Raw genomic sequence first — 14,325 nt, forward strand, 5'->3', positions numbered from 1 at the left:
GCGGCCCGCATCCAGCTCGGAGGACGGCGATGCTGGGCGCATGCCGACCTCACAGCACAGCAACCGCCACAACGGCGCCGAGCGACAGCAGCCTGCCCGTGGCCGCGGGTGGCTGCTGTCGCTGGCCTCGATCCTGCTGTGGGAGGCGGTGCTCACGCTGGTCGTCCTGGTCGCCGCCGGGCCCCCCGACCCGGACGGCCTCTACTACTCGTACGGCCCCGCGCTCGTCGCGGTCGCCGTGTTCGGCACCCCGCTGACCTACCTTGTCGGCTGGCGCCGTCCCCGGCCGTTCCACCAGCTGGCGCTGTTCGCCCTGCCGGTCTTCCTGGTCTGCCTGGGACTCACCCAGTACGCGTGACCGACTCCGCCGGGGCAGGGTGCAGCCAGGCGTTGACGTCGGGGCGGAACAGGTGCGCGATCACGAGGACCGCCAGCACGATCCCGACGACGCCCTGAACGGCGCCCTGGACGACGGCGAGCAGACCGCTGAGCACCGTGAGCACCTCGAGCACCGTCACCGCGATCCTCGCCCCCGCAACACGGCGGCCCAGCAGCACGGCGCACCCGATCAGCACGACCGCGACGGCCACCGATCCGTATCCCAGCACGTACTGCAGCCCGGGTACCGAGCGGCCGTGCTCGGCATCCTCCGCCGCGAAGTACAGCAGCAGGGCCCCCATGGCCCCGTTGGACAGCACCTGAAAGCCCAGTATCCCCAGCGAGGCCTTGAGGGAGAACGGCATCCTCGGGCGCTGTGTGGTCTGTTCCATGTCACTGCCTTTCGTCGTCGTGTGTCCGGCTGAGTGCCACGGTGCTGCACCGGGGATGAGGATTTGATGACAGGCACCGGCCCTGCCGTGCGCTAACCTCCCGCACGTGCGCGTGCTGGTGGCCGAGGACGACGAGAACCTGCGGGTGGCGGTCGAGGCGGCTCTGCGCGGTTCAGGGCTCGCCGTCGACACGGCGGCCGACCTCCCGGACGCCGACGAGGCGCTCGCCGTCAACGCCTACGACTGCGTGGTCTTCGACCGGATGCTGCCCGCCGGCGACGCACTGGCCTACGTCGAGCGCCGCCGGAAGGCGGGATGGGCGGTGCCGGTGCTGTTCCTCACCGCCCGCGACACGGTGCGCGACCGCATCGCGGGGCTCGCGTGGGCCGACGACTATCTCGTCAAGCCGTTCGCCGTGCCGGAGCTCGTCGTCCGGGTGCGCAGCCTGTGCCGCCGCGGCGGCCTGCCCACGCCGCCGGTGCTGCGGTGGCGGGACCTCGAACTGGACCTCGGCCGGCACGAGGCCCGGCGCGGCGGCACGGGGCTCAGGCTGACGCGGAAGGAGTTCGCCGTGCTCGAACGGCTTGTCGCCGAGGGGGGCGGCACGGTGGGCAGGGCGGAGCTGATCGCGGCGGCCTGGGACGAGCTCGTGCCCCCCGCCTCGAACGTTCTGGACGTGCTGGTGACGCAGCTGCGGCGCAAGCTCGGGCCCCCGCCGGTGCTGCACACCGTGCGCGGCGTCGGCTACGTGCTCGGCGACCCGGCGCCGCGCGCTCAGTACGGCTGACCGCCCTCCATGGCGCCGAGCACGTCACCGACGGTGAGTCCACGCAGCTCGGCGGCGTCCGGAATCCGGCCCAGCCTGCTCAGCCTGCCGGACTGGACCTTCCTGATCGCCTCGAACAACCGCCGTGCGTCACGGGCGTTGCCGAAACCCGGCTCCGCGGAGATCCGGCCGAAGTACGCGGCGAGCGCGGGCCCGGACCGGGGATCCAGCTCGTAGTCCCCAGCGGTCACCATCCGGCCGATGATGCCGACCAGCTGGTCCGGGGTGTAGTCCTCGAACTCGACGGTCTTGGCGAAGCGCGAGGCCAGGCCCGGGTTGGCGGCGAGGAACTGACGCATCTCGGCGGTGTAGCCCGCGACGATCACCGCGATCTGCTCACGATGGTCCTCCATCAGCTTCACGAGCGTGTCGATGGCCTCCTGCCCGAAGTCGCCGCCGGAGGCCGGCTGCCGGGCCAGGGTGTAGGCCTCGTCGATGAACAGCACGCCGCCGAGCGCCTCCTCGAAGACCCCGGCGGTCTTCTCGGCGGTGTGGCCGATGTACTGGCCGACGAGATCGCGTCGCGACACCTCCCGGAACTGCCCGGCGGGCAGTACGCCGAGCTCACGCAGGAGCCTGCCGTAGGTGCGCGCGACGGTCGTCTTGCCGGTACCGGGCGCTCCGGCGAACACCAGGTGATGGCTGAGCGCGCCCGTGGCCAGCCCCGCTCGCGAGCGCCACGCGTTGACCTGGATCTCGTCGACGAGCGCACGCACCTCGGCCTTCACGCCCGGCAACCCCACCATCCCGTCCAGGTCCGCGAGCAGGCCGTCGAGTGCCACGGAACGGTTCGCGGCGGCGCCTGGCCCGGCGACGATCCTCGCCGTCGCCGACCCGGCGAGCCGGATGGCCGGCTCCGCGGTGCCGGTCACGTCGCACCCCTCGATCGTGCCCCCGCACTGTGGACCCACGTCGATGCCGACGCCGAGCGCGTCGCTGACCGACAGCCGGCGCAGCACCGGCTCACCACGGTGCGCCACCGCGATCGCCGCCTGGCCCGTCCGGAAGACCCGGCAGTTCTCCACGACCGGACGGGCGTGCTGGTAGATGTAGAAGCCGCGCTGGCCGCAGCCGCCGACCGTGCACGAGCGGATCACGGGGTCGGCCCCGAGCCCGACGATCACACCATCCGCGGCGATGTCGCTGATCGTGACGTTCTCGACGACCCCTGAGGCGCCCTCCAGCACGAGCCCGTGTTCGGCTCCGGTGATCGTGACGCCGGTGATGGACAGCGGTCCCGGCCCGCGGACCGCCACCCCCGGCCCTTGCTCCGCGCTGACCGTGCAGCCGTCGAGAGTCAGCTCCGCGTTCTCCACCTGAACGGCCGCCGCAGCGCCCGCGCGCACCGTGAGCCCGCGCACGGCCAGCGCGCCGCCACACGCCCGGAGCACGGGCACGTCGGCACCGCCGCCGTCGAGCACCACCTCCGCCCCCTCGGCCGCGCGCAGGGTGATGCTGCGGTCGAGCAGCTCGAGCGTCTCGGCGTAGGTGCCCGCCGAGATGGACACGCAGGCGCCGTCGGGCGCGCCGAGCACCGCGGCACCGACGGTGGGGTAGGCACCGTGTCTTCCCGGGTCGACGAGGACGGTGCGCGGCGTGGTCGGCTCCCTCGCCGGTGCGGCCTCAGTCATCGGCAGCCCCCTCCAGCCAGCCGCGACCGGCGGCCTTGGCTCCCGCCTGGAACCGGCTGCGGGCGCCGAGCCGGTCCATCAGGCTCGACACCATGCGCCGCACGGTGCGCACCGACACGCCGAGTGTGGCCGCCGCGGACTCGTCCGTGCAGCCGGCCGACAGCAGCGACAGCAGGTCCCGGTCCCGCCTGTCCAGTCCCGCGGGCCGTGGCCGCGGACTCGCGGCCAGCGGCACCGCCGACGGCCAGAGGCGCTCGACCAGCTCGGTGATCGTGGCGACGACGCTCGGCAGCCGGAACACGGCCACGTCGGCGACCTCGGCTGCGCCGTGCCCGTCCCGCCGTTCGGCGGGCACGATGGCGAACGCCCGGTCGACGACGAGCGCCTCGACGGGCACGGCGGGCATCGTGCGGATCTCCGCGCCGTCCTGCGCCAGCTGGGCGAGATGCCGCGAGGTACCGGCCGCGATGCGCGCGTCGTCGGGAAACAGCATCCGGTACCGGACGCCGCGCCGCAGGTTGGCGTGGTCGATCCGGCGGAAGGCCGTCACCGGGTCGCCGGGAGCGCCGCGCAGCGAACTGACGACGAGCACCTCCCGTTGCGCGGCGGCCAGTTTCGCCGTCACGCGCGCGTGCCGCGACACCGGTTGGCAGGACGCGTGCCCCTGCAGGACCGCGAGCCGTGGCGGCGCGTCGCGAAGGTCGGGCAGCGACTGGGTCATCACGAGGTCCCTCCGATCGGCAGCGTCGCGGCGACCGCCGCGGCGTGCTGGTTGTCCATCCGCTCCAGGTGGATCTCCGGCGGTCGTGTCCTCAGCAGCCGCCCTGCCGCCGCGTCGACCGCGGCGTCGGTGGTCGCGGCCACCCGGACCACCGCGGTGTGGCCCGGCAGCGTGACGGACACGGTGCAGGCGGTGCCGGGAACGGCGGCGAGCACGTGGTGCAGCAGGCGCACGCGGGCGACCGGCGATCGCGTTCCCAGACCCGACAGGCGCAGGCCCGCCTGCGCGATCGGCCCGGCACGCCAGTACCGGCGGTCCTCCCGGATCGCTGCCCTGCCCGGTCCGGTGTGGGTGAGGGCGGCGAGCGTCGCGAGGATCTCCTCCTCGGTCAGCGCCGTGAGCGGCCCGGCCGCCATGCCCGTCCTCTTCAGCCTGCGGTGCAGCTTGCGCACGGCGTTGCTCACGGCCACCAGGAGCGGGGCGTCGTCGGCGAACCGCGGGTCGCGCACCGCTCTGACGACCAGCCACGCGCGGGCCTGGTCGGCCTGCCGCGGACCGCGGTGCACGACGAGCTGGAACCGGACCGCCGGCTGTCCCGGCTCGGCGGCGTCACCGAGCCAGGACCCCGACAGCGCCAGCTCCGCGAGGGCGGCGGCACCCGTGCCTGCGGGCCGCAGCACGGTGACGAGCTCCTCGGCGCGGCTGACGACGCCCGAGGGCGTCCCGGCGAGCGTGGCGGTGCCGACGCTCGCGCCCGGCGCCAGGGTGGCGAGCAGCAGGCGGGTTCCGGCGGTGCCGGGCAGGTCCCGCTCGCGGCGGCGCAGCACGAGCAGGACCCGGAGCGCGAGCTCGTCGGAAAGCCATCTGCCGCGCACCCGCACCGCCGTGCAGCCCAGCAGTGCCACCGCCATCGGCACGAGGACGGTGGCGAGCGGCCAGGGGCCGCCGGCCGCGAGGAACACCAGCACGAGCGCGAGCTGCCAGCAGACGATGCGCAGCACCGGCAGGCCGAGCGGCTCCCGGCGGGCGGGGCGCTCGCGCGGCGGGAACGGCAGCGGCCGGCCTGCCTGGGCCTGCTGCGCGGCCGGCACCGGGATGGGCGCCGTGGCGGGTTCGCCACGGTGTCGCACGGTCGGAGCCTCGGCGGTGGCAGGCCGCGCGACCGGCTGCCGGGCCCCGGCCGCGCGCGCCGCGGCGACGGTGGCGACCGGCCGGACGGTGCCCCGCCGTGCGGACGGCGCGGCCTGCTCCCTGGCCGCGCTCGCCGCGGCGGTCCCCTGCTGTTCCCGGACTGTCATCGCCGCCTCCCCTCACGCCACCCGCGCGGCAGTCGCGGTGGTCGCGGTGGTCGCGGCTGCCGCGCCGAGCGCGTCGTCGTGGGCGGCCTGGAGCTCCCGGCCAGGGCGGACGCCGAGCTCGGTCGCCAGCACGTGCCGGGCACGGCGGAAGGCATCCAGGGCTTCGGTGTGCCTGCCCTGGGCGTGCAGCGCACGCACGAGGCAGGCCCACGCCCTCTCGCGCAGGGGATCGTCGGCGGTGAGGGCGGTCAGGGTGTGTGCCGCCTCGCCGGTGCGGCCGAGCGCGAGCTGCGCGGCACCGAGCTCCTCGCGCAGCCGGCCGCGCAGCTCGACGAGCCTGCCGGACTCCTCGGCCGCGCTCGGCACGCCGTCGTACGGGCGGCCCCGCCACAGCGCCAGCGCCGCGCTCAGCTCGCCGACGGCGGTGGCGAACTCCGCCCCGGCGACCGCCGCGTGTGCCCGTGCGGCGTGCTCGGCGACGCGGCCGGCGTCGAGCTCGCCGGGCAGCACCCGCAGCCGGTAGCGGCCGGGCGCGCTCTCGATGCGTGACCGGCCACGGTCCTCGGGCAGCAGGTGCCGCAGCTGCCACACGTAGGTCTTCAGATTGGCCCGTGCCGAGGGCGGTGCGGCAGCTTCGTGCCATGTTGCGGCTGTCAGCGTGGCCCTGGCGACCCACGCGTTAGGGTGCTGCAACAACGTCGCCAGCACGGTCGCGGCCTTGCCACGGCCGAGCCGGTGGACGTACCCGCCACGGCCGTGCACCTCCAGCGGCCCCAGAACATGGAAAAGCATGCGACCAACGATCGCGGCACGAACATGAGGATCCGATGACAGCGACGGCACGGGTGCTGGTGGTCGAGGACAACGAGGATCTGCGCGTCGCCGTCGCGGCCGAGCTGCGGGCGCAGGGCTTTCACGTCGACGAGGCCGCCGACCTGGCGGAGGCGCACGCGGCGCTCGGTCGGGCCGACCACGACTGCGCGGTGTTCGACCGTATGCTGCCCGACGGCGACGCGGTCACCTACGTGGGGCGGCGCAGGCAGGACGGCTGGGCCGTGCCCGTGCTGTTCCTCACGGCGCGCGACGCCGTCGCCGACCGGGTCGCGGGCTTCGAGCACGGAGGCGACGACTATCTGGTGAAGCCGTTCGCCGTCCCGGAGATGTCGGCCAGGGTGATCGCGCTGTGCCGCCGCGCCGGTGAGCGGCGGTCGCCCGTGCTGCGCCACGACGACCTCGAACTGGACAGCGCGCGGCGACAGGTGCGGCGCGGGGGTGCCCTGCTCACCGTGAGCGACAAGGAGTTCGCGATCCTCGAGTACCTCATGGCCCGCCCCGAGCAGGCGGTCACCCGCAGCGAGCTCATCGACCACTGCTGGGACACCAGCACCGATCCGATGTCCAACGTGGTGGACGTGGTCGTCCGCAGGTTGCGCGCGAAGCTGCGCGCGCCCGAGCTGATCCACACGGTGCGCGGCGTCGGCTACCGCTTCGGCGCGGCGCGGAGCGGCTCGTGACGACGTCGGCCGCCGCCCGGCTGCGGCGGCTGCGCTGGCTGCTCACCGTCCTGTTCACGATCCTCAACGCGGCGGGCCTCGTGGTGCTCGCGTGGCTGTTCATCGAGCAGGACCGCGAGGCGGGCGAGCTGCGGATGGACACCGAACTCAAGCAGGTCACCGCGGCGGTGCTGCGACTCGTCCAGCGCACGGGCGACACGGGAATCACCACGGGCTACATCGGCGGCGACCAGATCGACACGAGCTGCCCCGAGTTCGCCGTGCTGCCCGCGGGCGCCGGCGAGTTCGACCCGCACTTCAGCACGCGCGACTGCGTGGCCGAGGACCGGAGGTATCTCTACGGCCTCGCGCGGGACGCGGCCGCGAGCGGCAGGTTCGTCGAGGGCTACGTTCCCGGTCAGGGCGGCGAGCTCGTCCGGGTCGTCGCGCAGCCGTTCCTCAACGCGGCGGGCCAGTACGCGGGCGCGGTCGTCGCCACGAGCGATCCCAGCGCGGCACTGGCCCGGCACCGCAACGTCGTGCTGTGGGTGATCGGCGGCTGCGCCCTGCTGGTGAGCGCGCTGGCGGTGACCGGGCACGTGCTCTCCGGCCGCGCCATCCGGCCCGCGGCCGCCGCGCTGGAGCAGCAGGAGGTGCTGCTGGCCGAGACCGCGCACGACCTTCGCACACCGGTCGCGGCGCTGCGGGCGCTGGCCGAGACGGCCTGGCGCAACCCCGCGGAACGGCCGGACCTGCTACCCCGGACCGTGCGGCTCGCGGCCAGGATGGGCTCCATCATCGACGACCTGCTCGTGCGCGCGCGCCTCGCGGCTGGCGTCGAGGTGCTCGCGATGCAACCGGTCTGGCTCGACCAGCTCGTCACGGCCGTGGTGGAGGAGACGCCCGCGGAGGGCGCGCAGGTCACGGTCACCGCGACGCCGACGAAGGTCAACGCCGATCCCGGTCTGGTCCAGCGGGCGGTCGGGAACCTGCTCGGCAACGCCATCCGGTACGGCCGTCAGCCCGGCGCGCCCGCGATCGTGCACATCACCGTGGCCGGCGGGCGCGTGACGGTGGCCGACCACGGACCGGGCATCGATCCGTCGGTCGCGGAGGAGAGCTTCGACAGGTTCGCCAGCGGCGGTGGCTCGAGCGGCCTTGGCCTGTCGATCGTGCGCTGGACCGCGCAGGCACATGGCGGCTATCTGCGGGTCTACAACGCCCAGGACGGCGGCGCCATCTTCGAGCTCGCGTTCCCTCCGGTCCCCTGACGAGCCGTCCAACCTGGGCTGCCGGCCGAGCCGAAGGGCACCTTGGGTGCAACCTGTGTACCCAAGGTGCCCTTCGGCTCGGCGCCGGCGCCCGGGTTCTGGGCCGTTCCGGGGTCGCTGTCGGCGATCTCGGCCCGGGATGTACCGGCGTATCCTATGCTTGCCCCCGTGACGGGGAGCAAGCTGCGGCGCCGCCTTCCGGTGGCGCTGCTCGTGGCCGCCACCGCGGCCACGGTGACCATCGCGGTGTCCGGCGCCGTCGAGCCACCGCAGGGGCTCGATTTCGCGCAGGCGGGCCATTGGGTCGCCAGCCCGGATCTCGACGTCGTCTTCCACGTCAACGGTGGCGCCAAGACGGTCGACGCGCAGGCGCCGATGATGATCGATCCCGGTGACCGGGTCTACCAGGGCGACACCAGTGCCTACGTCGTGGGCGACTCCCGGATCAGGGAGTTCGGCAAGTCCACTCTGGAAGTCGAGCGCACCATCACCCCACCGACCGGCGAGCGCCCGGTCGGCGTCGAGACCGCGGGTGGTCCGTACCTCGTGTACCGGGAGGCCGGGACGGTGGTGCGGCTCGGCGAGCAGCCGACGACGATCCGCGCGGGACAGGGGCTCGGCAACCCGGTCGCCACGCCCGACGGCACGCTCTGGCTGCACCGTCGTGCCTCGGGAGTGCTGTGCAAGCTGGCCAGGGGTTCGGACCAGGTCTCCTGCCCCGCCGTCACCCCGCGAGGGCACAGCGGCGAGCTGACCGTCGTCGACACGCGGCCCGCGTTCGTCGACACCACGGCGGACACCGTGCACGCCGTGCTCGACGAGGACCTCGGCGAGCCCGTCAACATCGGCCTTGACGTGCCCGGCACCGCGGAGATCGGCACGGCCGACGCGGGCGGGCGCATCCCGATCCTGGACCCCGGCAAGGACGAGCTGCACCTCATCGACGCCCGCGGAGTCACCACGGCCGCACCGGCGGCGGCGCCGGTGACCGTGGACCTGCCCGACGGTGAGTACGCCAGGCCCGAGCCGAGCGGCGACTCGGTCGTCCTGCTCGATCTCGAGAGCAACTCCGTGCGCACCTACACCAGCGACGGCAAGCAGCAGGGCGTCACCCCGGTCCCGCCGGAGACCGGCGAGCCGAGGCTCACGCGCGGCGAGGACGCGCGCGTGTACGTCGACGGCGACAAGGGACGGCACGTGATGGTGGTCGAGGAGGGGGGCCGGACGAGCCAGGTTCCCCTCGTCGGCGAGGAGAGGACCGAGGCCGGAGACAAGCCGCAGGCGCCGCCACCCGAACGCGGTCGGCGAAGGCAGCAGGAGAACCCGCCCGCGCCATCGCCCTCCCGGACCGACCAGCAGGTCGTGGCACAGGAGCCGCCCGCGCGCCAGGAACCGCCCGCGCGCCAGGAGCCTCCTCCGCCACCGCCCTCGTCGCCACCACCGGCCCAGCCGGACACGCGCTCGTCTCCGCCGCCGGACCCGCCACCACCGCCGAGGCCGCTGCCCGCCAGCCCTCCGGGGGTGGCCACCAACGTCGCGGCCACGCACGAGACGGGAAGCGACACGGCGCGGATCACCTGGGGTGCCGCCAGTCCCAACGGTGCGCCCGTGACGGCCTACCACGTCTCGTGGCGGCCGGTCACCGGCACGGGAAGCCAGACGCTGGCCGGAAACGCGCGCACGGCGGTCCTTTCCGGACTGGGCAAGGGCGTCACCTACACCGTCACCGTGGTGGCGGAGAACCGTGCCGGACGGGGCCCGGCGGCAAGCACCACCGTGGTCATCCCGAACCAGGCCATCACGATCTCGCGTGGCGACCCCAGCGAGTACGACGGCTGTGGCCCGCCGTGCCACAAGATCCACGTGGAGGCCACCGGGCTGGATCCCAACACGATGTACGAATTCGAGGTCGACTCCAACCACCCGACCTGGGAGAATCCGGGCTCGGGCTGGGAAACCGACGAGAACGGCAACGCAGTGTTCGAAAACATCGACTTCGGTGAACCCGGCTACGAGGTCTGGGTCTACATCGCCGAGCTCAACCTCGTGTCCAACCGCTACCTGTGGCCGGGCGAATGAGCACACGGGCGAGCGAGGCGGGCAGGCTCATCTCGGACAACGTGCAGCAGGTCATTCGCGGTAAACCGGAACTGGTCCGGCTCGCGGTGGCCGCGTTGCTGGCCGAGGGGCACCTGCTGATCGAGGACGTGCCGGGGCTCGGCAAGACGACGCTCGCGCGGTGTCTCGCGCGCAGCATCGGGGGCGAGTGGAGCCGGATCCAGTTCACCCCCGACCTGTTGCCCGGCGACATCACCGGCGTCACCGTCTACCACCAGAAGGACGAGGAGTTCACGTTCCATCGCGGGAGCGTCTTCGCGAACATCGTGGTGGCCGACGAGGTCAACCGCGGCACTCCCAAGACGCAGTCGGCGCTGCTGGAGGTGATGTCCGAACGGCGCGTCACCGCCGACGGCGTCACGCACGACGTGCCCCGCCCGTTCCTCGTCGTCGCCACGCAGAACCCGATCGAGATGGAGGGCACCTACCGGCTGCCCGAAGCGCAGCTCGACCGGTTCCTGATGAGGCTGTCGGTAGGGTACCCGGACGTCGCGTCGGAAGTGCTGGTGATCATGAGCGACTGCGCCGGTGTCACCGCGGACGACCTGCCGACCGTGGTGGACATCGAGACGCTGCGCGGGGCCATCGAGGACGTGCGCCGCTCGCACATCGACCGTGCCGTCGTGGAGTACGCCGCCAGGCTCACCGCGGCGACCCGCGACCACGTTGCCGTGCGGTTCGGCGCCAGTCCCCGGGGCAGCATCGCGCTCGTGCGCACCGGTCAGGCGCTCGCCGCGATGGCGGGGCGCGGGTTCGTCACGCCGGACGACATCAAGGACGTCGCCAAGCCGGTGCTCGCGCACCGGTTGATCCTGACGGCGGAGGCGGAGCTGAGCCGGCGCACGCCCGGTGAGATCGTCGACGAGGTGCTCGCCGCGACACCCGCGCCCGCGGTCAACGTGGCCACCAGGTGACGCCGTGCGGCCCACCAGGCGAGGCATGGCGGTGCTCGGGCTCTGCGTGCTGCTGGTCGTGTTCGGACAGTGGGCGGGGCTTCCCCTGTTGCGGGCGCTGGGTGGCATCGCGCTCGCGGCGGTGCTGGCCGCCGTCGCGCTGACCGCGCGTCCGGTGCGCGTCACCGTGACGCGTGCGGTGTACCCGGACCGTGTCGAGCGTGGCAAGCCCGCTCTGGCCCGGCTGCGGGTGCGCAACCCGACCGCGCACCGGCAGCCGGCGTTGCTCGCCACCGACACGGCGGGCGAGGCGGAACAGACCGTGCGGATCCGCCCCTCGCCACCGCGAGCCGAGTCCACGTACCACTACGAGCTCGCGACCCCGGTCCGCGGCGAGCTCACCGTCGGGCCGCTGCTGCTGCACCGGGTCGACCCGTTCGGGCTCGCCACCAACAGGCTGCCCACCGGCGACACCGCGATCCTCAAGGTGTACCCGCGTCAGTTCCCCGCGCGTGCGCTCGTGGGCGCGCATCCCCGCCACCACCACGAGGGCGCCGCGACCGATGCGGTGCTTCGCGGTTCGGTCGACCTCCGTGACGTACGGGAGTACCAGCCGGGCGACGAGGTGCGGCACCTGCACTGGAGGGCGACCGCTCGCACGGGGCGGTTGATGGTGCGGGACCTGGCCGACCCTCAGCAGCCGCGGTTCACCGTGCTGCTCGACACCCGCCGTGGTTCGCTCGCGCCGGAGACGTTCGAGGAGGCCGTCGACGTCGCGGCCTCCCTGCTGGGTTCCTCGGCAAGGGCAGGGCAGCACACCCGGCTCGTCACCTCCTCCGGGCTCGACGTACCGACCGCGGGCGGGAGCCAGGCTACCCGCACCCTGCTCGACGAGCTGTGCGTGCTCCGGCAGAGCGGCGACGCGCGCGACCCGGTGGTGCCCGCGGCACTGGCCGCGAGCCGCGGCTTCGGCGGCTGTCTCGCGGTCGTCACCTCACCCGGGCCCGAGCTGACGTCGATGGCCTGGCTGCGGCAGCGCTACTCGTCGATCTTCGTGTTCGTGCTCGGCGGCAGCGGCCGCGAGGCGCACGCGGTGGCCGGGGCACGGATGGTCGGCGCCGACGACGCCGCACACGCCGTCCGCAGGTGGAACGAGGTGCTCGGTTGACCCGCCTCGCTCCGGTGCCCGCCGCTCTCGTGACGCTGGCGTCCGTGGTCGCCGGACTGTTGTTCGCCCCCGTGTTCGGCGTGTGGCCGCTCGTGCTCCCCCTGCTCGTGCCTGCCACGGTGTCGCTGGCGATCGCGGTGGCGGTGTCCCGCCGCGAGGCGCTGGTGCCGTGGCGGCCGGTGCTGGCACTGCTCGGCGGCCTGCTCGGCGTCGTCGAGACCATGCTGTGGTCCACGACCGTCGCCGGCCTGCCGACCGGAAGCACCGCACGCGCCCTCGGGTCCGGGATCACGGGCTCGTGGCAGCTCGCGCTGCAGTCCACGTGGCCGGCCCGTCCGGACCCCGGGCTGATGCTGTTCGTGCCGCTGCTCGTGCTGCTCGCGGGTGTGCTGGGGATGGAGCTGCTGCACCGCTGGGGAGCGTTGCCCTCACTGGCCCCGAGCTTCGCGGTTCTCGTGCTCAGCCAGTTCTACGGTGCCACCACGGGCGTGGCGGCGGTCCTGGCCGCGCTCGCCTACGCGGCCGCCGCCGGGGCGTTGCTGGTGGCCACGAGACCGGAGCGCGTGTCAACGGGGCGGCGACTGTCGTCGGGGCTGCTGTTCGCCACACCGGCCGTGGTGCTCGCCGTGATCGGCGCCCTGCTCGGCGCCCTCGTGCTGCCCGGTGACGACGCGAGGTACACGCTGCGGGACGAGCAGTTCGCCCCGCTGACGGCGAGCAGCCTGACCAATCCGCTGGATCTGCTGTCCTACCGGCTCACCCATCCCGGCGTCCCGGTGTTCACAGTGGACGGCGCCAGCGCTGTGGACCGGTGGCCGGTGGTCGTGCTCTCGGGCTTCGACGGCGTCAACTGGACCCCGGGATCGGCGTATCGCAGGCTCGGCTCGGCCCTGGCGCCCAGCCCCGACGTCACGGTCGAGGTCGAGCGGCGGACGGCCCGGATCAGCGGCGCCCGCCTCGACGGTCCCTGGCTGCCGAGCCAGCCGTCGCCCGCTGCGGTCGGCGGGATCCGCCCGCTCGTGGAGGAACGGCAGGGCTCGCTGCTCGCCCCCGACGCGCCACGGCCCGCCTCGTACACACTGAGCTGGTGGGAGCCCCAGGTGCACCGCGACGACCTCGTGAACGCCGCCATCGACCGCGACGTCGCCGCCGGGACACTCGGTGGCGTCGGGCAGGTTCCGGACGGCATCGCCGAGCTGGCCGACCGGGCGGTGCCCGCGAGGCCGACCTTCCGGACCGCCGTCGCACTGGCGGACTTCCTGCGCACGGAGTACCGGCTGGCGACGGGGCAGAACCTGCCCACCGGGCATTCCTGGGCGCAGCTGCGGGAGTTCCTGCTCGACAGCAAGCGCGGCACCAGCGAGCAGTTCGCCGCCGCCTATGTCGCGCTGGCCAGGATGAAGGGCATTCCGGCACGGCTCGTCGTCGGGTTCCGCACACCGGCCGACCGCGACGGCGGGCGGTACACGGTCCGCAACGGCGACGCGCTGGCGTGGCCGGAGGTCGCCGTCGAGGGTGTCGGCTGGGTGCCGCTCGACCCGAGCGGTTCGGCCGGCGCGGCCGGTGGAGTGCCCGCTCGGGGGCTGGCGGCGGCCACCGAGGAGGTGCGCAGGTCGTTGCCCGACCGGGACGAGCTCCGCGATGCCCCTGTCGCGCCCGAGCCGACGCCGCCGGGCTCCGATTCCGGCGATGGCTGGCCGGTCCCGTGGTGGGTGCTGCTCGCGGTACCGGCGGCGGCGGTGCTGGCCTGGCTGACCGGAGTACCGCTCGCCAAGGCTCTGCGGGCACGCGGGCGCAGGCGGAGGCCGGGCGCGGCGACCGTGATCGGCGCCTGGGAGGAGGCGCGGGACGCGTTGCGCGCCCACGGGGTCCCGGTGTCGCCGGGCATGACCGTGCGGGACCTGACGACGGTGGCCGTGGCCGCCCAGCCGCTCGGCGACGAGGCCACCCACGGGCTGCGGTCGCTGGGCGCCGCGGTGGACGTCGCGCTGTGGTCCGGAACCGAGCCCGGACCGGAAAGCGGGACGCAGGCGTGGGCCGCGGTCCGCGCGGTGCGCAAGGGACTCGCGCGGCGAGGTCTGCGGGCGCGGATCCGCGCCGCGGTGAACCCCGCTCCCCTGCGGCCCCCGCGGTGAG

At 74.0% G+C, this 14,325-nt stretch carries 13 protein-coding genes; 8 read left to right on the plus strand and 5 right to left on the minus strand.

Going from position 1 to position 14,325, the window contains the following annotated elements:
• Positions 1-40: 40 nt before the first annotated feature.
• A complete protein-coding gene (locus BAY60_RS24885) occupies positions 41-358 on the plus strand; it encodes a hypothetical protein (RefSeq protein ID WP_112283426.1) in 318 nt (105 codons plus the stop codon).
• Here the strand turns inward: BAY60_RS24885 and BAY60_RS24890 are convergent.
• Entirely contained in the window at positions 342-770 is a 429-nt protein-coding gene (locus BAY60_RS24890) for a hypothetical protein (RefSeq protein ID WP_112283427.1), read from the minus strand. The two genes, BAY60_RS24885 and BAY60_RS24890, sit on opposite strands and share 17 nt — an antisense overlap.
• Before the next feature lie 106 nt (positions 771-876).
• Here BAY60_RS24890 and BAY60_RS24895 point away from each other — a divergent pair, with 106 nt between their 5' ends.
• Positions 877-1,557, plus strand: a complete 681-nt coding sequence (locus tag BAY60_RS24895) for a response regulator transcription factor (protein ID WP_112283428.1) — start codon at positions 877-879, stop codon at positions 1,555-1,557.
• Here BAY60_RS24895 and BAY60_RS24900 read toward each other — a convergent pair.
• From BAY60_RS24900 to BAY60_RS24915, 4 genes are read right to left on the minus strand one after another with little or no spacing between them, the layout of a single operon-like run.
• A complete protein-coding gene (locus tag BAY60_RS24900; RefSeq protein ID WP_112283429.1) occupies positions 1,545-3,227 on the minus strand; it encodes a right-handed parallel beta-helix repeat-containing protein in 1,683 nt (560 codons plus the stop codon). The two genes, BAY60_RS24895 and BAY60_RS24900, sit on opposite strands and share 13 nt — an antisense overlap.
• Positions 3,220-3,948, minus strand: a complete 729-nt coding sequence (locus tag BAY60_RS24905; protein WP_245992789.1) for a helix-turn-helix transcriptional regulator — start codon at positions 3,946-3,948, stop codon at positions 3,220-3,222. The genes BAY60_RS24900 and BAY60_RS24905 overlap by 8 nt, the downstream gene beginning before the upstream one ends.
• Entirely contained in the window at positions 3,948-5,246 is a 1,299-nt protein-coding gene (locus BAY60_RS24910; RefSeq protein ID WP_245992790.1) for a hypothetical protein, read from the minus strand. Before BAY60_RS24910 ends, BAY60_RS24905 begins: the two co-directional genes overlap by 1 nt.
• A gap of 12 nt (positions 5,247-5,258) precedes the next feature.
• Positions 5,259-6,038: an AfsR/SARP family transcriptional regulator gene (locus BAY60_RS24915; protein WP_112283431.1), complete on the minus strand. Its 780-nt coding sequence runs from the start codon at positions 6,036-6,038 to the stop codon at positions 5,259-5,261.
• 35 nt (positions 6,039-6,073) lie between these two features.
• Between BAY60_RS24915 and BAY60_RS24920 the strand changes: the two genes are divergently transcribed.
• The 6 genes from BAY60_RS24920 (at position 6,074) to BAY60_RS24945 (ending at position 14,324) form a co-directional block, all read left to right on the plus strand.
• Complete coding sequence (locus tag BAY60_RS24920) at positions 6,074-6,760, plus strand: response regulator transcription factor (protein WP_112283432.1); 687 nt, start codon at positions 6,074-6,076, stop codon at positions 6,758-6,760.
• Positions 6,757-8,010: a sensor histidine kinase gene (locus BAY60_RS24925; protein ID WP_112283433.1), complete on the plus strand. Its 1,254-nt coding sequence runs from the start codon at positions 6,757-6,759 to the stop codon at positions 8,008-8,010. Before BAY60_RS24920 ends, BAY60_RS24925 begins: the two co-directional genes overlap by 4 nt.
• A 168-nt stretch (positions 8,011-8,178) precedes the next feature.
• Positions 8,179-10,089 (plus strand): fibronectin type III domain-containing protein, encoded by a 1,911-nt coding sequence (locus BAY60_RS24930; protein ID WP_245992791.1) that lies wholly within the window; start codon positions 8,179-8,181, stop codon positions 10,087-10,089.
• Positions 10,086-11,042, plus strand: coding sequence for an AAA family ATPase (locus BAY60_RS24935; RefSeq protein ID WP_112283435.1), 957 nt, complete (start codon positions 10,086-10,088; stop codon positions 11,040-11,042). Before BAY60_RS24930 ends, BAY60_RS24935 begins: the two co-directional genes overlap by 4 nt.
• A gap of 4 nt (positions 11,043-11,046) precedes the next feature.
• A complete protein-coding gene (locus BAY60_RS24940) occupies positions 11,047-12,189 on the plus strand; it encodes a DUF58 domain-containing protein (RefSeq protein WP_112283436.1) in 1,143 nt (380 codons plus the stop codon).
• The gene (locus BAY60_RS24945) at positions 12,186-14,324 is read left to right on the plus strand and encodes a transglutaminase TgpA family protein (protein ID WP_112283437.1); all 2,139 of its coding nucleotides are present in this window, start codon (positions 12,186-12,188) and stop codon (positions 14,322-14,324) included. The genes BAY60_RS24940 and BAY60_RS24945 overlap by 4 nt, the downstream gene beginning before the upstream one ends.
• Position 14,325: the final 1 nt, after the last annotated feature.

This window comes from Prauserella muralis, assembly GCF_003202285.1.
Taxonomy (GTDB): Bacteria; Actinomycetota; Actinomycetes; order Mycobacteriales; family Pseudonocardiaceae; genus Prauserella_B; species Prauserella_B muralis.

Bases quoted from the DNA above. Each gene is read 5' to 3' on its own strand.
- BAY60_RS24905 (WP_245992789.1), bottom strand. From the start codon at position 3,948: ATGACCCAGTCGCTGCCCGACCTTCGCGACGCGCCGCCACGGCTCGCG.
- BAY60_RS24910 (WP_245992790.1), bottom strand. From the start codon at position 5,246: ATGACAGTCCGGGAACAGCAGGGGACCGCCGCGGCGAGCGCGGCCAGG.
- BAY60_RS24890 (WP_112283427.1), bottom strand. From the start codon at position 770: ATGGAACAGACCACACAGCGCCCGAGGATGCCGTTCTCCCTCAAGGCC.
- BAY60_RS24920 (WP_112283432.1), top strand. From the start codon at position 6,074: ATGACAGCGACGGCACGGGTGCTGGTGGTCGAGGACAACGAGGATCTG.
- BAY60_RS24885 (WP_112283426.1), top strand. From the start codon at position 41: ATGCCGACCTCACAGCACAGCAACCGCCACAACGGCGCCGAGCGACAG.
- BAY60_RS24915 (WP_112283431.1), bottom strand. From the start codon at position 6,038: ATGCTTTTCCATGTTCTGGGGCCGCTGGAGGTGCACGGCCGTGGCGGG.
- BAY60_RS24900 (WP_112283429.1), bottom strand. From the start codon at position 3,227: ATGACTGAGGCCGCACCGGCGAGGGAGCCGACCACGCCGCGCACCGTC.
- BAY60_RS24935 (WP_112283435.1), top strand. From the start codon at position 10,086: ATGAGCACACGGGCGAGCGAGGCGGGCAGGCTCATCTCGGACAACGTG.